Raw genomic sequence first — 25,292 nt, 5'->3', positions numbered from 1 at the left:
ATTATTCACCTCTTCTTCTGGGTTTGCGGCTCTTGCGCTCTTCTTTGGGCTCGGGCTGAATCCCTTTCTGAAGAACTTCACCTTTGAAGATCCAGACTTTGACGCCGATGTTTCCGTAGGTTGTCAGCGCTTCGGCAAAGCCGTAGTCGATCTTGGCCCGCAGGGTATGCAGGGGCACACGACCCTCGAGATACCACTCGGTCCGAGCCATTTCCGCACCGCCGAGACGGCCGGAGACTTGAACTTTGATTCCTTTGGCACCGGACTTCAGTGCCCCCTGAATCGCCTTTTTCATCGCACGGCGGAACGCGACCCGGCGCTCCAGCTGCGTCGCGATGTTTTCGGCGGCCAGCTGAGCGGAAGCCTGGGGGCGTTTCTCTTCTTTGATGTTGATCGCAACATCTTTGCCCAGCATCTTTTGCAGCTTGGCTTTGAGTTTTTCGATGTCGGCACCGCGCTTACCGATAATGATACCGGGGCGTGCAGTGACGATGGTGATACGGATCTTTTTGACGGTCCGTTCGATGATGATATTGCTCACTCCGGCGAAGAAGAGCTCCTTCTTCAGGAATTTGCGGATTTTGTGATCTTCCGCAACAAAGCTGGGAGCACGATCTTTGGCGGGATACCATCGAGACTCCCAGTTGCGGTTGATTCCCAGTCTGAGACCGATAGGATTGACTTTCTGACCCATAGTTACGCTTCCTTTCCGTTGACGATATTTTTGGCATCGGCTACTGACTCACGGAAATCGCCTTTGAAGCTATATTTCTCTTCCATCATGGCGATCTGCTCGTCGGTCATATTGGCGACATCTTCGTAGGTATGGATTCCCTCGTCGTTGAGCTTCTGCTGGTAGGCTTTGCCGATCCCTTTGATCTTGGTCAGATCGTCACCCTTCTTTTCCGTCGCCTCGGCAGCCTCTTTTGCGGCGGCTTTGGCGGCTGTTTCCGCGGGAGCTTCTTTTTTGCTCGCCTTCTTGGCGGGGGCCTTCTCTTTTTTGGGTGCTTCGGCGGCAGCGGCCTCCGCGACCTCTACATAGATGTGTGAAGTGGGCTTGAGAATACGCGTCGCGGTTCCCCGGGCGCGAGGACGCCAGCGCTTCATTACGGCTGCTTTGTCCACACGGCAATCGGTGATGATGACCTCTTCGGGCTCATAATCACCGTTGGCGACTGCGGAAGCGATCACTTTGGAGATGATTCCCGCCGCTTTGTTGGGCATGAACTCCAGAGCGGCCAGGGCCAGCTCGGCGTTCATTCCCTGAACTTCACGGGCAACCAGTCTCGCCTTGGTGGGGGAGACTCTTACATACTTGAGTACTGCTCTGCTCATGATCAACCTACCTTCTTCTGGACACTGCCTTTGTGTCCTCTGAATGTGCGGGTGGGGGCGAATTCACCCAGTTTGTAGCCCACGTGGTTCTCCGTGATATAGACGGGAACGAACTGACGTCCGTTGTGGACGTTGATGGTCAGGCCGATCATCTCGGGGAAGATGACCGAACGGCGAGACCAGGTTTTGATGGGTTTGTTGGAACCCTCTTCTTTTGCCTTGAGTACCTTTTTCATCAAATGATCGTCGATGAAAGGACCTTTTTTCAATGAACGTGCCATGCTTATCCCTTACTTTTTCTTCTTGCGTGAGATGATCAGCTTGTCGCTGGCCTTCTTCCGACGGGTCTTGTACCCCTTGGTGGGCATACCCCAGGGGGAGACGGGGTGGCGACCGGAGTTGGTTTTACCTTCACCACCACCGTGGGGGTGGTCGATGGGGTTCATCGCGGAACCGCGGGTCTGGGGGCGGATACCGCGGTGGCGGTTCCGACCGGCTTTACCGATGACCATGTTGGCGAAGTCTTCGTTGCCGATGGTACCCACCGTCGCCATACACTCACCCAGGATGTAGCGCATCTCTCCGGAAGGAAGCCGCAGGGAGACATATTTGCCGTCGCGGCCCATGATCTGAGCGTAACCGCCGGCGCTGCGGGCGATCTTGCCGCCCTGACCGGGATTCATCTCGATGTTGTGGACCAGGGTACCGACGGGGATGTTTTTCAGCTTCATCGCGTTGCCAGGTTTGATGTCCAGGCCCGCTTCGGCGGCCATGACGGTATCGCCGACCTTCACGCCTTTGGGCTGAAGGATGTAGCGCTTCTCCCCGTCGACGTAGTTGACCAGGCAGATCCGGCAGTTGCGGTAAGGATCGTACTCGACCGTCGCGATCCGTCCCTCGATACCGAACTTGTTCCGCTTGAAATCGATGATCCGGTAGAGCTTTTTCGCTCCGGCCTCTTTATGACGGGAAGTGATCCGGCCGTTGTTGTTGCGTCCCGCTTTGCGGGGGAGCTTCTTCAGCAGAGAGCGGACACTGGCCTTCGCCGTGATATCACTGCTGTCCAGGACCGTCATAAAACGACGGGAGGGGGTGGTTGGTTTGAATGATTTGATTGCCATCGCTATTCCCTTATACCGCTAAGCTTTCGATCTTGGCGTCTTCGGGGAGCTTGACATAAAACTTCTTGCTGTCGGCACGCTTGCCCTCGACTCCCTTGAAACGCTTCACCTTGCCGTTGACTCTCATCGAGTTGACTTTCAGAGGCTTGATTCCGAAATACTCTTTGAAAACCTCTTTCAGACCGTTCTTGGTCATGCGGGGGGTTGTCTGAACGACGATGACACCCTCTTCCTGCAGACCCAGAGTCTTTTCCGTATAGATAATTGCTTTGATATCAGTAATGTCTGCCATGGCTTAACTCTCTTTAATCAGTTTGTCCCAGACCGCTTTTTCCATCACGATGGCGTGATAGGCAGCTGCCAGGTATCCGTTGAGCTCATTCTCTTCGATGAGATAGCTCTCCTGAAGGTTGCGGAAAGCCAGGAAAGTCTTCTCATCGATCATCTCTTTGACCACCAGAAGATCCCGCTGACCGAAGCCATCGACAAAAGCTTTGGCGTCTTTGGTCTTGCCCGATTCGATCGCGACACTGTCGACAACGAAAAGTTTTTCGTTGGCCGCTTTCTCCGCCAACGCGTGCATCAGCGCCAGGCGCTTCTGCTTTTTGTTGACCTTCTGAGTGTAGTTGCGATCGGTCGTGGGACCGAAGACCACACCGCCGCCCCGGAAATGGGGAGCGCGGATGGAGCCCTGACGTGCACGACCGCCCCCCTTCTGCGCGAAGGGTTTCTTGCCGCCGCCGCTGACTGCGGACCGGTTCTTGGTCTGGGCAGTGTTGGCGCGCAGGTTGGCCGCATAGGCTTTGCAATAGAGGTAAAGGTTATGAGGATGTACCTCCAGGAACGCCTGGGGGAGATCCGTCGTTTTGATTACTGTTGCGTTACTCATTTGACAATCCTTACTACTCCACGGGCACCTTTGGGGCCGGGGACGGCTCCCTTGAGCACCAGGATGCCGTTCTCGGCATCGAAGGAGATCACTTCGTTTTTAACGGTGGTCTTGGCGTTACCATAGTGTCCGGGCATCTTCTGTCCGGGCTGAACGCGGCCGGGCCATTCGCACATACCGATGGAACCGGGAGCGCGGTGGAAACGGCTACCGTGTGCCCCGGGGCCTCCGGCGAAGTTATGACGCTTCATAACCCCGCTGAAGCCGCGTCCCTTGCTGTTGAAGGAACTCTTGACGACCTGGGCTTCGGCCAGGGGGGCGGTGCTGAGATCACCGGGCTCGGTCCCCTCGGCCACTTCCAGCGTCATAAATTTGTTGAATTCATTGCTGACGCTGTACTTCTTCTGCTGGCCTTCGATCGCTTTGTTGATCTTCTTGCCGCTGTTGTAGGCGACCAGGGCCTTTCCGTCTTCCCGTACTTCGCAGACCTTGGTCTCAACGACTTTCAGGAGAGTGACCGGAACACTGGGGACGTCGATCGTACGGCTCATGCCGATTTTTTCTACGATATATTCCATTCTTGACTCCTTACTTGTCCATAGACCGGATTTCGACTTCCACTTCGGGAGCCAGGTCCAGTTTCATCAGCGAATCGATGGTCTCGCTGGTGGCAGAGACGATATCGATCATCCGGGAATGAATGCGGATCTCGAACTGCTCACGGCTGTCCTTGTTGATGTGGGGCGAACGCAGCACGGTGTAGCGCTTGATCTTCGTGGGCATCGGAATGGGGCCACGAAGCTCGGCACCGGTGCGGCGGACGGCATCCACGATGGAGGCCACGGAGCGGTCGAGAACACGGTGATCGTAAGCTTTGAGCTTCAATCGGATTTTTTCCATTGTTTTCCTTCTCTAAAGAACTCGTCGGTTGCCCGACATAATTTTTTGGGATGCAGATTATACAGAAAGAGGCCTCTATTCCCCTTGATAATTGTGCTAAAAATGGTATGATTTACAAAAATATTTCCTTTTTGGAAGGAAAGTTATGGATATTCTCGACTATTTTTACGATCTCAAACCGGTTCCCAACCCTTTCTACCCCCGCAAACTCCAACTCCCCGAAGAGGGTTCCTTTTACCTTCACGGGCCGAGATCCTCCGGGAAAACCGCATTGATCCTCCATTGGCTGCAGGCCTTCACCCCGGAATCCTGGCTCTACCTCGATGCCCAGGACCCGGCCTTTGCGCTGGAGGATATCGATACCGCTCTCCTGGAGGGTTTTCTCAAAGAGGAGGGGATCTCCCTTCTGGTCATCGACCATTGGTATGAAGGTTTTCTCGAACGCCTTCCCCGAGTCTCCCGTCTGGTACTGGTCGGCCGTACCCCCTTGCCCCCTTCTCTCTCACTGCCCTCTTTTGAACTCTTTCCCCTCGACTATGAAGAGTTCCTCGGCTTCGACCGGAGTTCGGCACCCGTGCAGGCCTTCAACCGGTTCATCAAGCTCGGCACCCTCCCCCCGCTCGCACTCGAAACCCCGGCATCCGCCCTATTGAGGATGCGGGAATTTTTCTATGCGACATTCGACGATCAGGAGAGTCGGCTTCTGCTCATCCTCGCCCGCTTCCAGGGCCGACGGATCACCGCCCACCAGATCTACACGACCGCCCGGGAGTATTTCAGAATTTCCAAGGATTGGACCTATGCCACGTTGAAGCGTTTCGAAGAGGAAAAGCTGATCTACCTTCTGCCGGATCTGGAGAAGGGGCCGGGGAAAAAGCTTATCTTGTATGATTTTATCTTCACCCGTTACCTCAACAAGTACCAACCCTTTCCGGCCACCTTTGACGCGATGGTGGCCCTGGCCCTGCTCAAACACCAACGCCCCTTCGCCGTGGCGGGCTCGTTGGGATACCGTTTGGAAGATAGGAACGAGCTGATTCTCCCTTCTCCTTTTGAAGGGGAAGACCAGTTTTGGAAACGCGCCCAGCAGCTCTATCCCAAATTCGTAAAAACAGAGGTGGGAAAAGTCTGGGTCGTCACCGTCTCCAACCGATATAGATTCAGTCTCGGTACGATCGAGTTTGAAGCCATCCCCTTTTATGAATGGAGCATACTCAATGAATGAGGAATGAGGAATGAGGAATGAGGAATGAGGAATGAGGAATGAGGAATGAGGAATGAGGAATGAGGAATGAGGAATGAGGAATGAGGAATGAGGAATGAGGAATGAGGAATGAGGAATGAGGAATGAGGAATGAGGAATGAGGAATTTTGACATAGTAGTGATATTTGTCAAGAGGTTTATCGGTTTTATGTGGAAAAATTTTGGAGATATGGAGTCTTGAGAAGAACCTCTCCCCAGATGGCTGCGGCACACGGTGACGGAGGGTGGGCTGCTATGTTCCCATCCTGACCCGGTGTCCTCCGAAACCGTTGCACAGGTCTGGAAAGAGGCGGGAGCATTATAACAAAAAGGAAGAGGTGACGCAATATTGCTTTTTCAGATCTTTTCCGTTATAATGGCGCCCTCCTATTTAGAGGGGTGTCCGAGCGGTCGAAGGAGCACGCCTGGAACGCGTGTGTAGCGCAAGCTACCGTGGGTTCGAATCCCATCCCCTCTGCCATCAAAACAGACCTACAATATTTTCCTCCCAATCATTTCCAATACTGCACTTATCTTTCTTTTACAACTGATCTATATTGCGACAGAATACTTTTTCAAATAGCTAGATTTCGGTAAGAATCGGATCGGTTTTAATGAAGTGGGAACACTAAGATGGAAAAAGAACCCACCGCCCTGATGGCGGCAGGTTGGGGGTTTTAGTCTGCCAGGATCTCTTCGAGGGTGATGTAGTCACCGACCCGACCGGTCATCGGCTCGACGTCGGTATTGACAGGCAGAGTCTTTTTGCCGGGTCTCCAGCCTGCGGGGCAGACTTCACCGGTCTTGTAGGCATGCTGATGCGCCTGGATCTGGCGAATGAACTCTTTGACGTTCCGGCCGACCGGGGGAGCCTGAACCTCCTCAGCCACAATGACGCCATCGGGGTTGATCAGGAAGCGGCCCCGCAGTGCGATACCGGCATCTTCGATCAGGACGCCGAATTTGCGGCTCATATCGTGGGTGGGGTCAGCTGCGATGGTCATTTTGAGACCTTTGAGCAGAGGCTCGGTCTCGACGAAGCGCTTGTGGCTGAACTTGGTGTCGGTGGAGACCGCCAGGACTTCACAGCCCAGCTCTCCCTTGATGATATCGAGGTGAGCGTTCATCGCCGCGATCTCGGTGGGGCAGACGAAGGTAAAGTCTGCAGGATAGAAGCAGACGACTGTCCACTTGCCTTTATAATCTTCGCTGCTTACTTCGGTGTAATGTCCGGTCTCGGCATTGAAGGCTTCAGCCTTGAACTCGGGCATATTCTTCAGGACCAGAACTCCGGCCTGGCTTTGTACATTCTCTTCCATAGTAACCTCCTTGGTGGTTTGGGTTTGACCCTCTTGGGCTTGGGTGGGTTGATCACATGCCATTGCTGACTCCTTTGATCTCCTGTGCCTCAACTACTCTGACACATTTGAGATACGGAATGATAACACAGCGAACCCGTATTGTCAAGTATTTTTATGAGATAATAATTATTATCCTGACTAATGGCTCTTCTTGTGCTATAATCCCGGCGATTTTATAACAAGGAGTGTCAAAATGGCCGTTCCCGAAGATGTAGGATGCAAAAACGAAAATTGCATCAAATGGGCCCAGGAGTGCAAGCGTGCGAAGATATACAGAGAAGGCAAGGCTCGAGAGGTCAAGAGCTTTGGAGGCACCCCTGAAAAAGGTTGTGGGAAATTTCTTCCGATCGATAAGTAATTTTCATTGACTTTACAGCTATCTTTGGTTAGAATTGCACTCCTTTTTTCAGGAAACGGAGTGTAGCGCAGCCTGGTAGCGCACCTGCTTTGGGAGCAGGGGGTCGAAGGTTCGAATCCTTTCACTCCGACCATACACCTGTCTCCTGAAATGATGGTGGGTATAGCTCAGTTGGTTAGAGCGCCAGATTGTGGCTCTGGAGGTCGTGGGTTCGAGACCCATTACCCACCCCATCTTTCACAAGAGATCCCTATTTTAACCTTGAATATGCGCCAGTAGCTCAATTGGATAGAGCATCAGACTTCGGATCTGAGGGTTAGGGGTTCGACTCCTCTCTGGCGCACCACCCTTACTGTTTATGCGCTCGTAGCTCAGCTGGATAGAGCACTCGCCTTCTAAGCGAGCGGTCTCAGGTTCGAATCCTGACGGGCGTACCACCCCTTCTATGCGGACGTGGTGGAATTGGTAGACACGCCAGATTTAGGATCTGGTGCCTTCGGTGTGAGAGTTCGAGTCTCTCCGTCCGCACCATCCGGACAACTTCCCTCTAAAACATATCTCCCGAATGCTTTTTTGACCGATTATCCTCTTTTTTTGCCGGGACAGGAATCTGATCTTCGACGCTGGGGGCTACCGGTTTCATCGTCTTGAGATAGTTCCGGATATATTGAGGGGTTTTTTTGGTCACCCGGTAACCCGCTTTGCCCAGATCGTGATAGACATAGGGCAGATAATGCTCCCGGGTCACCACTACCTTGGTAACGGGGGTCGCCCATTTGAACATCGCCGAGGCTCCCTTTTCTCCCACGTGAATGCAGCCGTGGCTCATGGCGTTGGTATTCCCCATATGCAGGGCATGCCCCCGGTTGGTGAAGAAGAGTGAGAAATCCATATTGTTCACCCCTTTGGGGTCAGGGTGCTGTTTGGACATATGGTAGCGCTCTTTTCGCAGAACCGGGAAGATCCCCGAAGGGGTCTCGTGCCCCTTCGCCCCCGAAGAGATCGAAGCGGCCCACCAGACCACACCGTCTCCATCCACCGCATAGGCCGCACCGTCCGCCCCCTTCTCCCGGAGAGAGATGACGATAAAGTCTTTGCCTCTGAGATCCACGATCTTCTCTTTTCCCGCCTTGTCGATCACTTTGAATCGGGTTTTACCCAGGGGGATCACCCGCGTGCCGTCATTGGCTCCAAAAAGAAAAACCGTCATCACGACCATCCATCCCATTAAAATCCGTCTCATCGCTACTCCTCGGTTTTTGATGCCTCCATTATAATCCCTGCGACTGAAACCGACGATGTGTTACAATCTGCGAAAAAAGGAGAATCGCTATGGGAAAGAAAGGAATGGTGCTTTCATTCGCTGCACTCTTGGCCCTGGGCCTGAGCGGCTGTATGGGGTCAGCCCAGCCAAGCCCGGCCCCGACCGCCGATACCCAGAGCCCCGCCTATCAGAAAGGATACAGCGACGGTTGCGCCACTGCCCACGGGGAGTATCAAAAAGAGAGTGAACTCTTTCGGAATGACCGGAACTACTACGAGGGGTGGTTCGCCGGACGCAGCGGCTGCCAAAACGCCCAATAGACTTCAAAAGAGGGAAAGTCCCCTGGGCAAGCATATAGGGTGTGTTCCTGATCGACAGGGAAATACCTGCCGGAGCGACAATATCCCTGCTACTCCATCTCCAGACTCATCAGATACATATCCTCCCCGTCGAGCAGATTGGTCTCGAGGCTCCCGCACTCGGGACAGGCCATCACCAGCTCTTCCAGAGTAGACTCTTTTTGACACGCTCGACAATAGATGACCAAAGGCTGAATGTTCATCACGAACTCCGCCTCTTCGCAGATCGTCCCCTCCTTGAAGGTATCGAAAGCGGTCTGAAGGAGATCGGGCTCCACCCCGCTAAGTACGCCGATTTTCGTAACGACCTTGACGATCTTTTCGGCCCCGTGTTTGGCGGCGTGCTCTTCGCACTGATCGAGCAGTGCCTGGACTATGGAGTATTCGTGCATTGACTCTCCTCTCTTCTATGGCGTGCGATTCTATCAGGGGCCCGCGTCGGGCAGACCTTGTAGACAAAATCGTGGCGCAGGCGGTGAAAATCGCTCTCGGGGTCCCAAAACTCCGGGTGCATCCGCTTCAGCTCCGCCTCTTTGCAGGCATCGATGTGCTCACGGTCCCGCTCCAGACGCTCCCGTTTTTCATCCAAAAGATCGTAGTAGCGGTCCTCATCGGCAAGCAGTTCTCGGCACCAGATTTTAAGGGCTTCGTCATATCCCTCCGCTTCCAAAAGGGCATCGATCATCCCCAGCTCTTCGGCTCTTTTGGCGCTTACGGGAAGACAGGCTTCCAGGAGTTCTTTGGCTCTTTCCTCTCCCACCCGCTTGGACAGAGTGTAGCTGTGGTATTCGCTGCCGCTTAAGCCCATCGTTTTGTAGTGGGGATTGAGCACTACCCCTTCTCTGGCCACAGCAAAATCGCAGGCCAGGCCCAGGAAGACCCCGCCGGCCCCCGCATTGGCGCCGAAGCTCGCCACGGTGAGGATATCGTCGGAGAAGAGGATCGCCTCAATAAGATTGTTCATCGCGTTGATGTTGCTCCAACCGTCCTCCCCCTGCTTCTTGCTCTCTTCGAGGATCGTCAGGTGGATCCCGTTGCTGAAAAAGTTGGGCCCGCCGGTGAGTACCAGCAGATCCACCTCATCCCACAGAGTTTCGACAGCATATTTGAGACGAATGCACTGTTCGGCACTCATTGCCCCGTTGTAGAAATCGAAGCCCAGATAGCCAATGCGCCCCTCTTGGACGAAGGTGATCTCTTTGAAGGTCTCCAGCACCGGATCGACATAGAGGGGGATGCGCCGCTCTTTGATCCCTTTGAGCCGCTCTTTGAGTACATAGGTCGCCGGAAGTTTGAAGCGGTGAGGTTCTTTGAGGTGGCTGATCCATACCGCCCCATCGATCGTCCCCAGACAGACAGCTCCGTTGCGCTTGGCAAGGATCTCCTTGGGAGCGCCCCGAAGCTCCCCCTCTCTGTGGGCGCCGTAGAGATAGACCTCCAATCCCAGGAGTTCTTCTTTGACGCCGGGGTGATTGTCCGAAGCGTTGACCTTGCGAAGGATCGTCTCGGTATCTTCCCGCTCCCAGTCGATTGCCCGATCCCCCTGGCGGACGGGGGGATGCATCGGCGCCAAGACTCCCTGGGGCTGCGGTGTGAAATCGGGGTTTTCGAACTTATGAAGGAGCTCTTCGATGAGGTGCAGGGTCGTCACCCCCACTTCACGCCGATAGATACGCCCCTTGGTGCTCTCTTCGGGCATTACGAAAGTACCCGAGGCCCAAATGTCGCCCCCGTCCATCTCTTCGTTGGCTTGCAAAAGGGTCACTCCCCAGGAGCGCTCACAGCGCAGTACCGCCCAATCCAGGGAGCTGGGGCCCCGATCTCCCGGCGGTCCGGGATGCACGATAATGGTGGGAGTCTTTTGCCAGATCGTCTCGGGAACCTTTTGCATCAGATAGGGGCAGAGGATCAGATCCGGTTTCCAGAGCTTCACCGCCTCTTCCATCAAATCTTCACTGCGAGCAAACTCCACGCTCACCTCGTAGTCCAGATCCTCCAGGCGGCAAAAGACCTGCTGGCTCAGGGAGTTGAAGGCGGAGACAAGCAGAAGGACCCGCATACTCAGCAGATCCTCGGCAGCAGCTCCCCGGTGGGCCAGTCGAGGAAACGGCGGGTTCCCCAGGGGCTGTTGAGGACCACTTTGCCGGGGTAGTCTCCTTTGACTTCCCCGATCCTCATCGCTTCTTCCCCGCCGGGGAAGGCTTCGAGGATCTCCAGCGCCAGGGGCACATCGGCAGGATCCAGCGCCAGAACGAAGGTCCCCTCATTGGCCAAGAAGGCGGGTTCAAAGCCCAAAAGTTCACAGATCCCCCGTACTTCGTTGCTGACGGGGATCTCCTCTTCCTCCACTTCGATGCAGAGATTGTTGGCTTCGGCCCACTCGTTGAGCACCGCTGCCAGCCCTCCTCGGGTGGCGTCGCGCAGGGCGTGGGGTTTGATCCCCGCCTCCAGGAGGGAGGCCACCTGGGGCCAGAGGGAGGCGCAGTCACTCTCCAAAGCGCTCTCGAGCTCCATCCCCTCCCTGGCCGCGAAGATCGCCGCTCCGTGGCGTCCGATATCCCGGCTGACGACAATCGCGTCGCCTGGCTGAATTTGGCTGATGCCGATCCCCTCGCATCGGCGTTCCCCGATCCCGCTGGTGGTGATGAAGAGCCCATCCACGGTTCCGCGGGGCACCACCTTGGTATCGCCGCTGACGATAAGGGCGTCGTTGTGGGGCAGCTCCTTTTTGATCGATCGGACGATCTTCTCCAGCATGCGCAGCTCGAAGCCCTCTTCGATCACGACCGAAAGGGAAAGGTAACGCGGCTGCGCCCCCATCATCGCCAGATCGTTGCAGGTGCCGCAGACACTCAGCTTCCCGATATCCCCGCCGGGGAAAAAGAGGGGAGAGATGGTAAAGCTGTCGGTGGTGAAGGCGGGGCGTTCCAACGCTTCCAAAACCGCCGCATCTTCCCCGCGGTCGAGTATCTCGTTGCCCAGATGGCGCCAGAAGATCTCTTTGATCAGGGCGTGGTTCTCCGCGCCGCCGTTTCCCTGTGCCAGGGTAATTGTTTTTTTCATCGATCGCTCCGTCGTTGTAGAAGATCACCGTATTTGTAGTAGGCCGCACAGGCCCCCTCGCTGCTGACCATACAGCTGCCCAGGGGCTTGGAGGGGGTGCAGGCGGTGCCGAAGACTTGGCATTCGGTAGGCTCGGCCATCCCCCGTAGGATATCCCCGCAGATGCAGAGCTTGTGATCCTCGATCTCCTCCACCGGTAACTGTTCGCCGTAAACCTTCTCCGCATCCAGGTGGGCGTAAGCCTCTCTGAGCTTGAGGGCGCTGTGGGGGATATTTCCCAGGCCCCGCCATTTGAAGAGTTCTCTCTTCTCGAAAAATTTGTCGATCTGGCGCTGGGCGGAGAGGTTACCCTCCATCGTGACGCTTCGCCTGTATTGGATCTCCAGCTCGCAGCGCCCCTGGGTGAATTGACGCACCAGCATCAAGACCCCCTCCATCACATCTACCGGTTCGAAGCCGCTGACCACCACCGGCCGGCCGTAGCGCTCGGGGAACTCCCGGTAAATCTTGGCGCCGGCGATCACGCTGACGTGGCTGGGGCCGATGAAGGCGTCGATGCGGTTGTTGTAGCTGTCGATATGTTCGTCGCGGCTGTCGATCAATTCGCGCATCACCTCCGGCACGGTGACATGGTTGATATGATAAAGAAGGTTTGTCACTCCCAGCTTTTCCGCCCGATCGATCAGCGCCGCCGTCATCGGGGTGGTGGTCTCGAATCCGATGGCGAAGAAGATGACCCTTTTTTCGGGATTTTCCCGGGCGATCTTGAGGGCATCCAGCGGCGAATAGACAAAGCGCACATCCGCCCCCTGGCTGCGCGCCTGCTGCAAAGAGCCTTTGGAGCCGGGGACTTTGATCATATCCCCCAGGGTCACCAGGATCACATCAGGCTGCTGCGCCAGGATGTAGGCGTGGTCGATCCGCTCCTTGGGCATAATGCAGACCGGGCATCCCGGGCCGTGGATAAAGCGGATCTTCTCGGGCAATAGCTGCTTGAGCCCATACTTCATAATGGTGTGGGTATGGCCGCCGCAGACCTCCATAATGTTCACCGGTCGATCGAGTTTCTCCGCCTCCTGGGTGATCAGCTCCGCCAAAGCCTTGATGGTTTTGGGGTCCCGGAAGTCGTCATAGAGGTTTTTCAGTGTCAGGTTCAAGCGCTCCCTCCTCCCTCGCACTGATCCCCCTCCAGAATCGCCCTTTGGCGCTCCTCCTCGTCCATCAGGGCCAAAATCTCTTTGTAGGTTTCGATGGAGGCCAGGGCCTCCTCTTCGCTGATAATGTTCATCGCGAAACCGATGTGAATGAGGACATAATCGCCGATCTTGACCTCGTCTTCGATGAAATCGATCCCCACTTCACGCTGCACCCCCATCGTATCGACGACGGCGGTGGCTTTCTCTTTGTCGATCTTGACCACTTTACTGGGAATGGATAGACACATACCGCTCTCTCCTTAACGCATTTTGCGCTTGAATTCGATCCACTCGATCACCCGCTCGATTGTCTCTGGCTCCTTGATGTTAACCTCCAGAATATCGACACCCGGTTTAATCTTGCGCGCTTCGGCTTTTTCGTGCTCGATGTCATAATCGAAATAGGGCAGCAGATCGGTTTTGGTGATAAGCACCAGGTCGGCCTGGCGGAACATCACCGGATACTTCTCGATCTTGTCGCTCCCTTCGGGGACGCTGACCAGGACGATGTTGAGGTGGGTCCCCACATCGTAGCTGGCGGGGCAGACCAGATTGCCTACATTCTCCACGAAACAGACATCCAGCTCATCCAGAGGCATTTCGTGAAGCCCCTTGTGCACCATAAAGGCATCCAGATGGCACGCGCTTCCCGTGGTGATCTGATGGGCCGGAACCCCTTTGGCCCTCAGGCGGTCGGCGTCCCGGTTGGTCTCCAAATCCCCTTCGATCACACCGAACTTGAAGGGGGCCATTTCGGCCATCTTCTCTAGAAGCGTCGTTTTGCCGCTGCCCGGGGAACTCATCAGATTGATCCCTAGCACATTGTGGGCATCCAGATGGGCGCGGTTGTGGGCCGCTTCGTGGTCGTTTTTGTCCAGGATCTTCTGGATCACCGAAATGGTCTTGGCATCATTGAGCTGGGGATTGTGGTGCAGATGCTCGTGGGCCTTCTGATGCTCGTGTGAATGGTGCTCGTGATGATGTTCGTGATGTTCGTGTCCTGTGAGGGAACAGCCGCAGTCTTTACACATCGTTTACTCCTATAATAGATTTTTTCTTGAACATTTTCTATCCTTCGTGTAGATGATAATGGGAATGGATAAACCGTTTGTGGCGGTGTCGGTGCTTGTGGATGAGATTGGCTTTGACCAGCAAGTCATAATCTTTCAAAAGCGGCTCCATCGGCCCATCGTAGAGCAGTTGTCCCCCGGGAGCCAAGACCAAGGCCCGCTCACAGGTCTCGTAAGCGACACTCAAATCGTGGGTGGCCAGCACCAGTGTCGTCTGCCACTCCAGCAGCTGATCGATAAACCATCCGGTGGTGGCCGGGTCCATCGCCGCCGTCGGCTCATCCAGCAACAACAGATCCGGTCCGTAAACAAGAATGGCGGCGAGCATCACTTTCTGCTTCTCTCCGCCGCTGAGTTTGAGGGGATTGAGTCCGAGCAACTCTTCGAGGCCGAATTGTTCGGCGATCTCCTCCACACGCCGCTCGATATCGTCGTATCCGAATTCCCGCAGGGAAAAGGCGATTTCATCGAAGACCGTCGGGTTGAAAAGCATACTCTCCGGATTTTGGAACAAAATACCTATCTGGGAACGGATCGAGGCATCGATGCGCTTCTTGTCCATCTTTTTGTTTTGGAAAAAATATCGGCCCCCTTTGGGGAGATAGAGCCCGGCCAACAGACGCAAAAGCGTCGATTTTCCGCTGCCGTTGCACCCCAGAAGCGCCACCTTCTCTCCCGGCTCGATTCCAAAACTCAGGCTTTCGATCACCTGTCGCTCTTCGTAGGCAAAAGCCATCGACTCACACCGTATCAAAAAAGCCCCTCGCTTTCATCGCTAATGTCCGTTCTTTGGCATCACGCATCGCTTTGCTCAGGAAAAAGTCAAAAACGCGCAGAATGAACCCCTCTTCCTGCCGGCGAAGTTTACGCACGACACGGGCACGATAAGCCATCCGGAAATCTTCGAAACTCTTTTTATAGGTCGTCATATGAAAAAGGGTGATGGTCAAAAGATAGCTCAGATCGCGGCTGAAGGCGAAAAACTTGACCAGGTCGACACGCGAAAAGAACCAGAGCACGAAATAGCTGATGGCATAAACCTTCAGGTTGAAAAGCAGCAGATATCCCGCGAAGGGCACCCCTTTCAGTGATGCGACCAGGGCATAGCCGGCGGAGGTCACTCCGTTGAACCAGAAAATCCCCGCGAGGACCCGACGGTTGATTCGGAAAAAACTGTTGTGCGAAACTATCCACAAAAGAGCGATGAGTGCCGCCAGGACTCCGGCGTCGTTCAGGATCAAAAGGCCCAGCACCGCCGCCGGGAAAAAAAGCCTATCTCTCCACATCGTTGCGACGTTCCTTTCTGAGCATCCATCTTCCGATGAGCATCATCATCGCAAAGACCGCCACGGTCCCGACAATCGCCGAGAGATAATATCCTGCGGTTTGCCCCAGACCCGAAACACCATAATCCGAAAGAGGGGCATCGATCCCGCCGAAATGTCTCATCCCCTCCGGGACGAAACCCAAAATCTTTTTATAATAGTCCTTTTCCCACTCTCCCCAGGCCGACGCGTCGCTCAAAATGCCCAGGGGAACCGCCGCCGCCAAAAGCGAAATTACGAGGATGAGCCTTTGTTTCACGCCGCCTTCTCCCCGAGCTCTTTTTGGTGCAGATAGCGATAGACCAGCGCGGTGAAAATCCCTTCGGCCACTCCGAAAAACAGCATATGCGGTAGCACCAAAGCCGGAAAGGTCACCCGCAAAGAGAAGGGGAAATAGAGCGGCTGGGCCCCCTGATGCCAAAAGATAGGCTGGATTCCCAGCAAAAAGGCTGTCAGCACCGACGAGGCGACCAGTGCACTCCAGCCCGCCGCAAACGGGGCATAGGAGCGGTTTTTGAGCCAGGTAAACACATAATAGCCGACAAAGGAGCCCACAAAAGCCATCGAAAGAGCATTGGCGGCGAAGGTACTGATCCCTCCATCCCCAAAGAGCAGGGCCTGGATCAGCAAGACCAGGGAAACGGCCACGAAGGCGACCCAGGGAGAGAAGAGGATGGCGATTAACGCCGCACCGACCGCATGACCGCTGGTCCCTCCCGGGATCGGAATATTGAACATCATAATGATAAAACTGAGTGCCGCCAAAGCACCGATAAGCGGCAGCGTCTCTTCGTTGAGTTCCCGGCGGAGTCTCTTGAAGCCCGTGATCCACAACGGAACAGCCACCGCATAAGTCAGCACCACCGTTGCCGGAGAGAGATAGCCGTCGGGGATATGCATACTTCTCCTTTGCTGATTTGGTGAATGGTCATTCAGTTGCGATTTATTATAACGCGCTACGATAAAAGAAGGATGAAAAGTGAGCACTCCTCTATAGAAAACGGACCAAATATTTCTGAAGAATGCTTCTACTGCGGCTCAGCGTTGAACCGATTGGGCGACGGGCGCGTGCAGTGTAAAAAATGCCGAAAACGCTACGCCCCCGGGAAACTGAAGCGTCAATTGGCCCTGGCCCACGCCTTTTGCCGAGACCAAAGCGCCAAAGAGGCGGCCGAAAGGCTTGGGGTGAACTATCTCACCGCCCTCAATTTCTACCAGCGCCTTCGCCAACGCCTGCTTGGAGTGCTCGAAAGTGATTACGAAGCGGCCAGAGACCGGGTAAGCCAGTATGAAAAGACTCTCTACCTCGATCACAACAAACGCCGCGACAAGCGCCACATCTTTGAAGCGCAGAACTTCCTCACCTTCGCCTACGGAGAGCGGGTCTACAACATTCTGATGCCTTCACTGGAGCGCTACAAGCAGCCCCTGATCGACGACGGGCTCTATGAACAGTATTGGGAAGAGTTCTCCCGCTTTTTCATCTTTCACCGGATCGCGAAACTCGAAAGCCGGGAGAATACCATCGAAGCCTTCCGGCGCTATTTCGATCACTTTATGAAAAACTATCGGGGGATCAAACGGGAGAATTTCATCTACTACCTCAAAGAGGCGGAGTTCAAATTCAATTACGGCGAAGAATGTTTTGAAAAGCTTATGGAGTTGATGCGCCGCAGCCGCTAACCCCCCACCATACCTGCCCCAGGGCGATGGCCCCGTCATTGGGCGCAACCTGCCTCGGCAAAAGGACTTCGCGGTTCTTTAGCAGGGGCAAAACACGCTCCAGAAGCGTTTTGTTTTGAAAGACCCCGCCGGAGAGAATCACGGGAAGATCGGGGTAGCGCTCAGCGATCTTGACGATCGATTCCGCCAGGGCGTGAATGAAGGCGCTTGCCGAGACAGATTCTCCTCGAATCAGACGCTTCAGGAGCGGTTCCCAATCGATCTGGCCCTCCCTCAAAGTCAGAAGCTCTCCCGCGTCTCCCCTCATAGACTTCCGGGTCGCCTCGGCCTCCAGGCGCAATCCGCTCTCTCCTTCATAACCCAGATGTTGACAGAGCCCCGTCAGGGAAGCAAACACATCGAAGAGCCGCCCCATAGAACTGGCCAGGGGAGCGTTGGCCCCCCGTTTCCAGGCTTGGTGGAGCAGGCGGATCTCCCGGGGTTTGAAAGCGGCCACAGTAGGACTGTCAAGCGCCAGCACCTCCTCCAGACTCAAGAGTTCAAAAAGCATCGCCAGGGCGACACGCCGCGGCTCCCGGGTCGCCCTCTCGCCCCCCAGGAGGCGAAAGGGGCGCAGCGACGCCACCCGATCGAAACTCCCGGCATCACAAAGCAGCGCCTCCGCGCCCCAGATCGTCCCGTCGCTGCCGTATCCGGTGCCGTCCCAGACGATCGCCAGCGCCTTGCTGCGCCAATTGTGCTCCGCCATCACGGCCAGGGCGTGGGCGTAGTGGTGCTGGAGGCTGTGAAGCTCGACGGATGGATTCTTGGCTTTATAGCGCTCCGCCCATCGGCGGCTCTCGTAGCGCGGATGAAGATCGCAGAGGATGATCTGAGGCTTGAAATCGTAGAAACGCTCGAAGGTTTTTACGGTCCTGTCGAAATACTCCATCGCTTCAAGCGTTCCAAGATCCCCGATATGGGGGCTGAGAACGATCTTCGACTCAAAGGCCAAAGCCAGGGTGTTTTTCTGGTTGCCCCCTACGGCAAGCATCGGCTTGTCAATCGTTTTGTCAAGTTGGAGTGTCAAGGGGGCGATCCCCCGGGCCACCCGCAGCCACTGTACTCTGCCGGCGACGATCTGTGCCACGCTGTCGTCACAGGCATTGACAATCTCCCGGTTGTGGTCAAGCACGGCGTCGATCACCCCTCCCAGCTTTTCCCGAAGCTCTTTGCCCTCGCGGATGATCGGCTCATCGCTGAGGTTGGCACTGGTAGCGATCAGCGGAACATCCAGGAAGTCAAAGAATAGATGGTGCAGCGGGGTATAAGGAAGCATCAAGCCGATTCGGTCAATCCCCGGAGCGATCGGATCGTCGACGATAGCGGAGAGGTAAGGATCGGCCTTTTTCAGCAGAACGATCGGGCGCTCCTTGGAGCGAAGAAGCGCCTCCTCTCCGGCATCGATCTGCGCCAGAGAACGTGCCATCGCCAGATCTTTGACCATTACGGCGAAGGGTTTGGAGGGGCGGCGCTTGCGGCGGCGCAGAGCGGCAACCGCCTCGGCATTGCTCGCGTCGCAGACCAGATGGAATCCGCCCAATCCTTTGACGGCGACGATCTTCCCTTCCCGAATCATCTTGGCCGCTTTTTCAATTAAACTGCCCTGCTCTCCGTCCTCCACCTCCCATCTCCCCTTTTCCATCCCCGTTTTGCGCCAAAACTGCAAAACCGGCCCGCATTCCGGGCAGGCAATGGGCTGGGCGTGGTAGCGGCGGCTGGCAGGGTCTTCATACTCGGCGCGGCATTTGTCGCACATCGGGAATCGCGCCATCGAAGTATTGGGCCGGTCGTAGGGGACGGTGCGGATGATGGAGTAACGGGGGCCACAATCGGTACAGGTGATGAAGGGATGCCCGAAACGCCGATTGCAAGGGTCACGCATTTCCGCCAGGCAGGCGTCGCAAAGGGCGATGTCGGGGCTGACGGCCGTAGATTTGTCGGAGGAGGAGTGTGAGGAGAGGATCTCAAAGCTTTCATAGCCCGCAGCGGGAATTTCGTGCACTTCCATCCCGTCGATACGGGCCAGGGGAGGCAGCTCTGCGCTCAGAGCTTGCAAAAAGGCTTCGAGCGCCGCCGCTTCCCCTTCGATGACCGTCTCGACTCCCCGCTCATCGTTTCGGACGAAACCATTAAGGCCGTATCTTTTGGCCAGACGGTAGAGATAGGGGCGGAAACCAACCCCCTGGACGATCCCCCGGATGCGAAGGGTTTTGGCGATCTTTGCTCTCATAAAGTCAAAAAGAAGCCCTACCCATCCAGAGCGATCCGGGAAGAGAAATAAGGTTTGGAGATCTGGAACTTGCTCAGTATCCGGCTGAAGAGCACCGAATTCTCAAAGAGGTCCCCCATCAGCAAAAAGGTGTCGATCTTGAACTCCCGCTTGAGCTGCCCCAGGACCGAAACGGTCATATCCCCGAAGGCTTCAAAGATACTGTAGGCCAGATAATGGGGTTCGACCCCGGCGATCCGGAAGCTCATAATCGATCCCAGCATCGCCGCATAATCGAAGCCCTCCTCTTCGAAGTTCATATCGATCTTCAGTCCTCCGTTGCCGTGAAATTCCAGGGAGAGATCGCTCAGGGCTTCGAAGCTCCGCTCCTCGAGTCCCATCACGACACAGATCGCATCAAAAAGATCCCCTTCCATCGCTTCGGAGAGCGCGTGGGCCTCGTGGGGGAAGGTTTTGGTGAAATTCTCCAGCAGACGCCGCCGGGTATCGTCGTTCATCATAGTGTCGATCACTTCCCGCAGATCAAAAGCAGGAAAATCGATCACCTTTTTGGCTCCCTGATCGGTCAGGACCGGGAAGCTGATCCCGCGGCTGCGGCTCAGGTAGGCACCGATCGCCTGACTCGCTTCCGCCTCCTCGGCCACGTTGAGAAAGCGGTTGAGGGCCGGATCGGGATGCAAAGATTTCAGCGGTGCACTGATCCGGTTGTCCCGGACCATATGCAGATGCTCCTGTACCAGAACGACGAAGGGCTCGTTGGGGCGCTCGTTGAAAAAGAGGGTATTGATCCCGCTCTCTTTGGCATTGAGGGCCGCCAGGACGCTTTTGACATTGTAGGGGGCCTTGAGGCGCACGAACTTTTTGCCGGTGATCTCCCGAAGCTCCGGGTCGTTGATCGTCACTTTGAGGGTGGGCTTTTCGATGGAAAAGAGGGCTTTGATCTCCTCGTCGGTGACTAAAAAGAGCTCTCTTACCTTCTTCGCGTCACAGAGCAGCACCGTATCGTTGCCGTTGTAGTGGGGTGAGAAGCAGGTCGCATCCTGATCTTCGTAGCACTCTTCGTTGGCATAGTGGGTGCAGCAGACGGTATCGTCAAGATAACGCTCACTGGCGGGATCGGTGATCTCCTCCAGGCAAAGAGGACAGGGGGCGATGGGATAGGCGGGGGAACGGAAAGGACTCTGAGCCGCTTCCGCCTCCGCCCGCTCGGTCGTGATCTCACCCAAAAAGATCGAATGGGGCAGATACTTTTGGGTATAGGCGCTGAAGCGCTCCAGAGCCTTGGGGTCGCTCTCGTCGAGAGTGAGGCGGATCACCCCATTCTCCTGCTCCACACTCCCCTTCACACCGCTCTCATCGATCGCTTGTTGGAGGAAGCCGGCGAAATATTTATGTTCGATTTTATACTCTATCCTCTGGATAATAGCCATACTAAACCTTGAATTTGAAATTTTGGAGTGATTTTGTTGAAAGAGCTATTGGGGCACGCAGCGGGGCGCCGTGGGATTGGCGTAGCACTCGATCACCTCATCGAGACTCATCCCGGGCTTTTTGGGCCGATAGCCCACGCCGCTGCGCTCCAGCTCCGCCAATGCTTCGGTGACAAAAGCGGGGAAAGCCTCTTTAATCGTATCGCTCAAACCCGCTTTGACACTCAAAATATCCTCCGGGACGATCCCGATAATATGGACATCGCTCAGATTGCCGTTGAGTGCGGCGATCTCCAGCATTTCGACGATCTCCACTTCGTGGGCGGTCTGCTTGTAGCTCCCCAAGCCCAGAAGCTCTTCGCCGGGAATGTTGAAGAGGGCTCCCGGCCCCTCCTCTTTCATCGTAATGGTATCGAGGATGATCACCTTGTCATAGTCGGTGTAGTAGGTCATCAGCTGAAAACCCAACACCCCGCCGTCGACCAGCGTCACATCCCCGTCAAATTCATAATTTTCCTGAAGGAAGCGCTGGGCATAGACCCCGACCCCTTCGTCGCGGAAGATCACTGTCCCCGCACCGACAACTGCAATACGCAATAAAATCCTTTAAGCGATCAGAATTACTGATCTTCTTTGGCGAATTTGCTGCCGCCAAAGACGATGGCGATGTCGCCCTCCTGCCAGAAGATCGTGCGCCAAACCTCATAGTAGATATGGAAGAGCACCCAGACGATCACAAAATACATCGCCGCGTGGTGCCAATACCGCACATCCATATAGGTCCCGCCGGTAAAGGCCACCGTCCAATCGGTCGCCCAATGCAGCATCGCCGGCCACCAGTCACCGATACTGCTGTGTCCGCTCTCCAGACCGTGCACATAGAGCTGCAGGCCGCTGAAGAGCATCCACAAAAGCAGCAGGTGGAAAATGAAAAAGTAGACGGCATTGAAGCTGTCGGCGTGGGAAGAGTCGAACTTCTTGACCCGGTTGAAAGTGATCAGGTTCACAAAGACCATAACGAACTCGACAATGTTCTTCGGTGTCGGGAGCAATTTCAGGATCGGCTTCTCGAAGCGGCTGAAGAAGTAGAGGTAAAAGACCACTACGGAGCTCACATCGAAGATGATCGCCGCCATCAGATGCACCCATCGGTTCCACGCCATCACATACTTATCAACTGCCGGTTCGGCGATCAGGGTTTGATAGTAGGGGTGGCCGATATAAAGGCCCGTCACCACTGCCGCGACCATACAGATCGCCACGATCCAGTGGTTGATCCGCATTGCGGCAGTCATACGTTTGACTTTTCGATACCCTGTTTTCATAATCTGCCTCCTTTAGACGGAACAGCTGGTGCTGACCTTGAAGCTGCCGAGCTCCTTGCCCTTGGTATCGACAATATGGACCGCACAGGCGATACAGGGGTCGAAGCTGTGCACGGTCCGCAGGATCTCCAACGGTTGCTCGGGATCGGCCACCTTCGTACCGATGAGCGCCGCTTCATAGGCTCCCATACGCCCTTTGCCATCCCGGGGTGAAGCGTTCCAGGTAGAGGGGACGACCGCCTGATAATTCTCGATCTTTCCGTCTTTGATCTTGACCCAGTGGCCCAGGGCGCCGCGGGGAGCCTCTTCGAGGCCATACCCTTTGGCGTCTTTGCTCACGCTGTCGAAGTCAAACTCGGTCCAGGTGCTGTGGTCACCGGCAGCCACGTTGGCAGCCAATTCGTCGATCCACTCCATCATCACATCCGCCATCATCTCCGTCTCGATGGCCCGGGCGGCAGTGCGTCCAACGGTGGAGAAGAGGACGCTGGCCGGGGCCGCCTTGCCCAGTCCGAGCAAACCGCCCAGACGCTCCAGGAAGCCCATCACATAGCGGGTGATCCGTTCATCTTTGGCGGCGACACCGACCACCATCCTAGCCAGCGGCCCGACCTCGACACGCTGATCACCGTAAACCGGCGCTTTGATCCAGCTGTATTTTTCATCGGTCTTCAGATAGGCCATTCCGTCCGATTTTTTCGCGAGACCGGTGTAGTGGGGGTTGGTCGTTCCGTCAAACGGGTGCTGGGGCGCGGGGGCATCATACCAACTGTGGGTCACATCTTCGGTCACCTTGGCCTGATCGAAAGGATAGACCTTGCTCAGGTCCCCGTTGAGCACGACGCCGCTGGGGAAGAGCGTCTTGGCTTTGTAGAACTCATTGTCATCCAGGCGGAATCCGCCGTAAGCCATATAGTTCTTGAGCCCTCCGCCCGTTCCGTCCAGTGCTTCATCGGAGTAAACCGCTCCCGCCATCGCGATATCGGCCAGGTAGGCGTTTTTGACGAAGTTACGCGCTTTGCGAAGCAGCGATTTGAACTCCTCATTGCGGGCGGGATTGATGATATCCTGCACGCAGGTGACACCCCCGACGACGATGCTCTGGGGGTGAGGCATCTTTCCGCCGTAGATCGCCATCATCTTGGACATCTCCCGTTGCATATCCAGGGCTTCCAGGTAGTGGGCGACCCCGATCAGGTTCTGCTCCGGTGTGAGTTTGTAGTGCTTGTTACCCCAATAACCGTTGGCAAAGAGCCCCAGGCGCCCTTGCTTGACGAACTTCTGCAGGCGCTCCTGGACTTGGCGCAGCTCCCCTACTCCTGTTCCGTGGGGGGTATCGGTCCACTTGAGCGCTTCCTGGGACGCTTTGACCGGATCGGCTTTGAGGGCGCTGGTGATGTCGATCCAATCCAGGCCGTGCAGATGGTAGAAGTGAACGGTATGGTCGTGCAGGTAGAGTGCCCCTTGCATCAGGTTGCGCACCAGGCGGGCGTTTTTGGGGATCTTGACCCCAAAGGCATGCTCAACCCCTTCAATGGAGCGCTGATAGTGGGTTCCGGTACAGACACCGCAAATCCGCATCGCCAAAAGCCCGGCGTCTCTGGGGTCGCGTCCTTTGAGGATCGTTTCGATCCCCCGGAACATCGTGGAGCTGGCGTAGGCATCCTTGATGACATTGTTCTCGTCGATCACCGCTTCGATCCGAAGGTGCCCCTCGATCCGGGTGATAGGGTCTACAATAATATGTTTGCTGCTCATTATTACTTATCCTCCTCTTTTTTACCTGCAGTCGCACTGAGTGCCGCGTGAATGGCAATTCCCACACCCGCCGCGGTCAAAAGCCCCAGACCGAATTGGTCTACCGTCTTTTCAACTCCGCCGGTGGGCGCTTTGATATGGGCGTCGGCCATCGGGCGTTCAAAGGCGTACTTGTCCCAGAATTGGGGCTCGGAACAGCCGATACAACCGTGTCCTGCGCCGATGGGCCAGTTGGTGCCGCTGTTGTAGCGGACAACGGAACAGTTGTTGAAGGTCATCGGGCCTTTACACCCCATCTTGTAGAGGCACCAGTTGTTCTGGGCCCCCTCATCGCCCCACTCTTCGACAAACTCACCGGCGTCGAAGTGGGCCCGGCGTTCACAGTTGTCGTGGATCCGATATCCAAAGGCGAATTTGGGACGATTGAGATGATCCAGCTCTGGGATCTGCCCGGTCAGAACAAAATGGAGAATGGTTCCGGTAATGTTGGCCGGGTTGGCGGGGCAGGCGGGGATATTGATGATGGGCTTACCTCGCACGATATCCTGAACCCCTACAGCCCCGGTGGGATTGGGAGCCGCTGCCGGCACACCGCCGAAGGTGGCGCAGGTTCCTACCGCGACGACCGCTGCGGCATCTTTCGAGACTCTCATCAGATGCTCTTCAAAAGTCTCTCCTTTGGCCCCGATGGTACACCACTCTTTTCCGGTGCCCACAGGAATGGAGCCCTCGACGACACAGAGGTATTTCCCCTTGAAAGTTTCGATGGCTTCTTCCAGATGGGCTTCCGCCTGATGGCCCGCTGCCGCCATCAAGGTTTCATTGAACTCCAGGTCGATCGTCTCCAGGATCAGTTCATCGATCGTGGGAGAGTCGGAGCGCAGAATCGCTTCGGAGTTCCCGGCGCAATCCTGCAGCTCGATCCAGATGATCGGCACACGGTTCATCAGCTCCGCCGCTTCGGCCACTAGGGGCGTGAAGGAAGCGGGCAGCATCAGCATCGCCGTGATCGCACTGGCCCACTTCATAAAATCCCGACGGCTCAGGCCCTCGGCTTCAAGCACTTTCTGAATATCGACTTTGGTCGCTGCCGGCGATTCCCGGAGCTCCCGGAGTCGTTTTTCCATCGTCTCTTTGAGTTTGTTGTAATAGGCTTCACCCCGATTGGTGTTGACCCTTACCCCTTTGGCGCTGAACATCTTGGCCAATGCGTCTCGTCTGTCCATTTGATACCTCCGAGTGAATAATCATTCACTATTTTATGGGGCACCGATTGAAATATCCCTTAAATAAGGCTCACTTTTCTTAGTTTTCGAGACTTAAAGCGGGTTTTCGGGTTG

General features: G+C 55.7%; 30 protein-coding genes, 6 tRNA genes, 1 other RNA gene and 1 pseudogene. 10 read left to right on the top strand and 28 right to left on the bottom strand.

Annotation, left to right across the window (positions count from 1 at the left end; genetic code table 11):
* Position 1: 1 nt before the first annotated feature.
* The 9 genes and pseudogenes from rpsC to rpsJ form a co-directional block, all read right to left on the bottom strand.
* Positions 2–694 carry a 30S ribosomal protein S3 gene (rpsC, locus tag NITSA_RS00555; RefSeq protein ID WP_013553073.1) on the bottom strand — a complete coding sequence of 231 codons (693 nt, stop codon included), beginning with the start codon at positions 692–694 and terminating at the stop codon, positions 2–4.
* Positions 695–696: 2 nt separating this feature from the next.
* Positions 697–888 carry a helix-hairpin-helix domain-containing protein gene (locus NITSA_RS11740; RefSeq protein ID WP_148224986.1) on the bottom strand — a complete coding sequence of 64 codons (192 nt, stop codon included), beginning with the start codon at positions 886–888 and terminating at the stop codon, positions 697–699.
* A 132-nt stretch (positions 889–1,020) separates the two neighbouring features.
* Positions 1,021–1,335: pseudogene (rplV, locus tag NITSA_RS00550) on the bottom strand (50S ribosomal protein L22); the annotation flags it as partial.
* A 2-nt stretch (positions 1,336–1,337) separates the two neighbouring features.
* Positions 1,338–1,616 (bottom strand): 30S ribosomal protein S19, encoded by a 279-nt coding sequence (rpsS, locus tag NITSA_RS00545; protein WP_013553071.1) that lies wholly within the window; start codon positions 1,614–1,616, stop codon positions 1,338–1,340.
* Positions 1,617–1,625: 9 nt separating this feature from the next.
* Positions 1,626–2,456, bottom strand: a complete 831-nt coding sequence (gene rplB, locus NITSA_RS00540; protein WP_013553070.1) for a 50S ribosomal protein L2 — start codon at positions 2,454–2,456, stop codon at positions 1,626–1,628.
* A gap of 10 nt (positions 2,457–2,466) precedes the next feature.
* Positions 2,467–2,748 (bottom strand): 50S ribosomal protein L23, encoded by a 282-nt coding sequence (locus tag NITSA_RS00535; protein ID WP_013553069.1) that lies wholly within the window; start codon positions 2,746–2,748, stop codon positions 2,467–2,469.
* Positions 2,749–2,751: 3 nt separating this feature from the next.
* Positions 2,752–3,345, bottom strand: coding sequence for a 50S ribosomal protein L4 (gene rplD / locus NITSA_RS00530; protein ID WP_013553068.1), 594 nt, complete (start codon positions 3,343–3,345; stop codon positions 2,752–2,754).
* Entirely contained in the window at positions 3,342–3,923 is a 582-nt protein-coding gene (gene rplC, locus NITSA_RS00525) for a 50S ribosomal protein L3 (protein ID WP_013553067.1), read from the bottom strand. Before rplC ends, rplD begins: the two co-directional genes overlap by 4 nt.
* A 10-nt stretch (positions 3,924–3,933) precedes the next feature.
* Entirely contained in the window at positions 3,934–4,245 is a 312-nt protein-coding gene (gene rpsJ, locus NITSA_RS00520) for a 30S ribosomal protein S10 (protein WP_013553066.1), read from the bottom strand.
* Between the two features lie 145 nt (positions 4,246–4,390).
* On the opposite strand from rpsJ, the gene NITSA_RS00515 reads away from it, so the two are divergent.
* Complete coding sequence (locus tag NITSA_RS00515) at positions 4,391–5,470, top strand: ATP-binding protein (protein WP_013553065.1); 1,080 nt, start codon at positions 4,391–4,393, stop codon at positions 5,468–5,470.
* 227 nt (positions 5,471–5,697) lie between these two features.
* Here the strand turns inward: NITSA_RS00515 and ffs are convergent.
* Positions 5,698–5,795, bottom strand: an RNA gene (gene ffs, locus NITSA_RS11000) — signal recognition particle sRNA small type.
* An 86-nt stretch (positions 5,796–5,881) separates the two neighbouring features.
* Here ffs and NITSA_RS00510 point away from each other — a divergent pair.
* Positions 5,882–5,969, top strand: a tRNA-Ser gene (locus NITSA_RS00510).
* A 196-nt stretch (positions 5,970–6,165) separates the two neighbouring features.
* Here NITSA_RS00510 and NITSA_RS00505 read toward each other — a convergent pair.
* The gene (locus NITSA_RS00505) at positions 6,166–6,870 is read right to left on the bottom strand and encodes a peroxiredoxin (RefSeq protein ID WP_013553064.1); all 705 of its coding nucleotides are present in this window, start codon (positions 6,868–6,870) and stop codon (positions 6,166–6,168) included.
* 172 nt (positions 6,871–7,042) lie between these two features.
* On the opposite strand from NITSA_RS00505, the gene NITSA_RS11350 reads away from it, so the two are divergent.
* From NITSA_RS11350 to NITSA_RS00480, 6 genes are all read left to right on the top strand, one after another.
* Positions 7,043–7,207: a hypothetical protein gene (locus tag NITSA_RS11350; protein ID WP_013553063.1), complete on the top strand. Its 165-nt coding sequence runs from the start codon at positions 7,043–7,045 to the stop codon at positions 7,205–7,207.
* A 56-nt stretch (positions 7,208–7,263) separates the two neighbouring features.
* A tRNA-Pro gene (locus NITSA_RS00500) sits at positions 7,264–7,340 on the top strand.
* Positions 7,341–7,363: 23 nt separating this feature from the next.
* Positions 7,364–7,440: transfer RNA gene (locus NITSA_RS00495), tRNA-His, on the top strand.
* A gap of 36 nt (positions 7,441–7,476) precedes the next feature.
* Positions 7,477–7,553 (top strand) — tRNA-Arg (locus NITSA_RS00490).
* A gap of 14 nt (positions 7,554–7,567) precedes the next feature.
* A tRNA-Arg gene (locus tag NITSA_RS00485) sits at positions 7,568–7,644 on the top strand.
* 10 nt (positions 7,645–7,654) lie between these two features.
* Positions 7,655–7,738, top strand: a tRNA-Leu gene (locus NITSA_RS00480).
* A 16-nt stretch (positions 7,739–7,754) separates the two neighbouring features.
* On the opposite strand, the gene NITSA_RS00475 is transcribed toward NITSA_RS00480, so the two are convergent.
* Positions 7,755–8,450 carry a L,D-transpeptidase gene (locus NITSA_RS00475; RefSeq protein ID WP_013553062.1) on the bottom strand — a complete coding sequence of 232 codons (696 nt, stop codon included), beginning with the start codon at positions 8,448–8,450 and terminating at the stop codon, positions 7,755–7,757.
* An 89-nt stretch (positions 8,451–8,539) separates the two neighbouring features.
* Between NITSA_RS00475 and NITSA_RS00470 the strand changes: the two genes are divergently transcribed.
* Positions 8,540–8,791, top strand: coding sequence for a hypothetical protein (locus NITSA_RS00470; RefSeq protein WP_013553061.1), 252 nt, complete (start codon positions 8,540–8,542; stop codon positions 8,789–8,791).
* 89 nt (positions 8,792–8,880) lie between these two features.
* Here NITSA_RS00470 and hypA read toward each other — a convergent pair whose 3' ends face one another.
* The 10 genes from hypA to cbiM are packed head-to-tail and all read right to left on the bottom strand — an operon-like array spanning position 8,881 to position 16,384.
* Positions 8,881–9,222 (bottom strand): hydrogenase maturation nickel metallochaperone HypA, encoded by a 342-nt coding sequence (gene hypA, locus NITSA_RS00465; protein WP_013553060.1) that lies wholly within the window; start codon positions 9,220–9,222, stop codon positions 8,881–8,883.
* Positions 9,204–10,889, bottom strand: coding sequence for a hydrogenase maturation protein (locus tag NITSA_RS00460; protein ID WP_013553059.1), 1,686 nt, complete (start codon positions 10,887–10,889; stop codon positions 9,204–9,206). Before NITSA_RS00460 ends, hypA begins: the two co-directional genes overlap by 19 nt.
* A gap of 2 nt (positions 10,890–10,891) precedes the next feature.
* On the bottom strand, positions 10,892–11,893 hold the full coding sequence (gene hypE, locus NITSA_RS00455) for a hydrogenase expression/formation protein HypE (protein WP_013553058.1): 1,002 nt from the start codon (positions 11,891–11,893) through the stop codon (positions 10,892–10,894).
* Entirely contained in the window at positions 11,890–13,050 is a 1,161-nt protein-coding gene (hypD, locus tag NITSA_RS00450; RefSeq protein ID WP_013553057.1) for a hydrogenase formation protein HypD, read from the bottom strand. Before hypD ends, hypE begins: the two co-directional genes overlap by 4 nt.
* Entirely contained in the window at positions 13,047–13,337 is a 291-nt protein-coding gene (locus NITSA_RS00445; RefSeq protein ID WP_013553056.1) for a HypC/HybG/HupF family hydrogenase formation chaperone, read from the bottom strand. The genes hypD and NITSA_RS00445 overlap by 4 nt, the downstream gene beginning before the upstream one ends.
* 12 nt (positions 13,338–13,349) lie before the next feature.
* On the bottom strand, positions 13,350–14,120 hold the full coding sequence (hypB, locus tag NITSA_RS00440; protein WP_013553055.1) for a hydrogenase nickel incorporation protein HypB: 771 nt from the start codon (positions 14,118–14,120) through the stop codon (positions 13,350–13,352).
* Positions 14,121–14,157: 37 nt separating this feature from the next.
* Positions 14,158–14,895: an energy-coupling factor ABC transporter ATP-binding protein gene (locus NITSA_RS00435; RefSeq protein ID WP_013553054.1), complete on the bottom strand. Its 738-nt coding sequence runs from the start codon at positions 14,893–14,895 to the stop codon at positions 14,158–14,160.
* Between the two features lie 4 nt (positions 14,896–14,899).
* Entirely contained in the window at positions 14,900–15,445 is a 546-nt protein-coding gene (locus NITSA_RS00430; RefSeq protein ID WP_013553053.1) for a hypothetical protein, read from the bottom strand.
* Entirely contained in the window at positions 15,432–15,743 is a 312-nt protein-coding gene (locus NITSA_RS00425; RefSeq protein WP_013553052.1) for a PDGLE domain-containing protein, read from the bottom strand. Before NITSA_RS00425 ends, NITSA_RS00430 begins: the two co-directional genes overlap by 14 nt.
* Positions 15,740–16,384, bottom strand: a complete 645-nt coding sequence (gene cbiM, locus NITSA_RS00420) for a cobalt transporter CbiM (protein ID WP_013553051.1) — start codon at positions 16,382–16,384, stop codon at positions 15,740–15,742. Before cbiM ends, NITSA_RS00425 begins: the two co-directional genes overlap by 4 nt.
* A gap of 144 nt (positions 16,385–16,528) precedes the next feature.
* On the opposite strand from cbiM, the gene NITSA_RS00415 reads away from it, so the two are divergent.
* Entirely contained in the window at positions 16,529–17,167 is a 639-nt protein-coding gene (locus tag NITSA_RS00415) for a transposase (RefSeq protein WP_148224913.1), read from the top strand.
* Here NITSA_RS00415 and hypF read toward each other — a convergent pair.
* From hypF to NITSA_RS00385, 6 genes are read right to left on the bottom strand one after another with little or no spacing between them, the layout of a single operon-like run.
* Positions 17,139–19,439: a carbamoyltransferase HypF gene (gene hypF / locus NITSA_RS00410; protein WP_013553049.1), complete on the bottom strand. Its 2,301-nt coding sequence runs from the start codon at positions 19,437–19,439 to the stop codon at positions 17,139–17,141. The genes NITSA_RS00415 and hypF overlap by 29 nt on opposite strands.
* 17 nt (positions 19,440–19,456) lie before the next feature.
* Complete coding sequence (locus NITSA_RS00405) at positions 19,457–20,869, bottom strand: Kae1-like domain-containing protein (protein ID WP_013553048.1); 1,413 nt, start codon at positions 20,867–20,869, stop codon at positions 19,457–19,459.
* A 45-nt stretch (positions 20,870–20,914) separates the two neighbouring features.
* Entirely contained in the window at positions 20,915–21,466 is a 552-nt protein-coding gene (locus NITSA_RS00400) for a HyaD/HybD family hydrogenase maturation endopeptidase (RefSeq protein WP_013553047.1), read from the bottom strand.
* Positions 21,467–21,489: 23 nt separating this feature from the next.
* Positions 21,490–22,194 carry a cytochrome b/b6 domain-containing protein gene (locus NITSA_RS00395; RefSeq protein ID WP_013553046.1) on the bottom strand — a complete coding sequence of 235 codons (705 nt, stop codon included), beginning with the start codon at positions 22,192–22,194 and terminating at the stop codon, positions 21,490–21,492.
* A gap of 12 nt (positions 22,195–22,206) precedes the next feature.
* On the bottom strand, positions 22,207–23,952 hold the full coding sequence (locus NITSA_RS00390) for a nickel-dependent hydrogenase large subunit (RefSeq protein WP_013553045.1): 1,746 nt from the start codon (positions 23,950–23,952) through the stop codon (positions 22,207–22,209).
* Positions 23,953–23,954: 2 nt separating this feature from the next.
* Positions 23,955–25,178, bottom strand: a complete 1,224-nt coding sequence (locus tag NITSA_RS00385) for a hydrogenase small subunit (protein WP_013553044.1) — start codon at positions 25,176–25,178, stop codon at positions 23,955–23,957.
* Between the last annotated feature and the right edge of the window lie 114 nt (positions 25,179–25,292).

Source organism: Nitratifractor salsuginis DSM 16511, from assembly GCF_000186245.1.
In the GTDB taxonomy this organism is placed as follows: Bacteria; Campylobacterota; Campylobacteria; order Campylobacterales; family Sulfurovaceae; genus Nitratifractor; species Nitratifractor salsuginis.
This window is presented reverse-complemented; position numbering and strand designations above follow the sequence as displayed.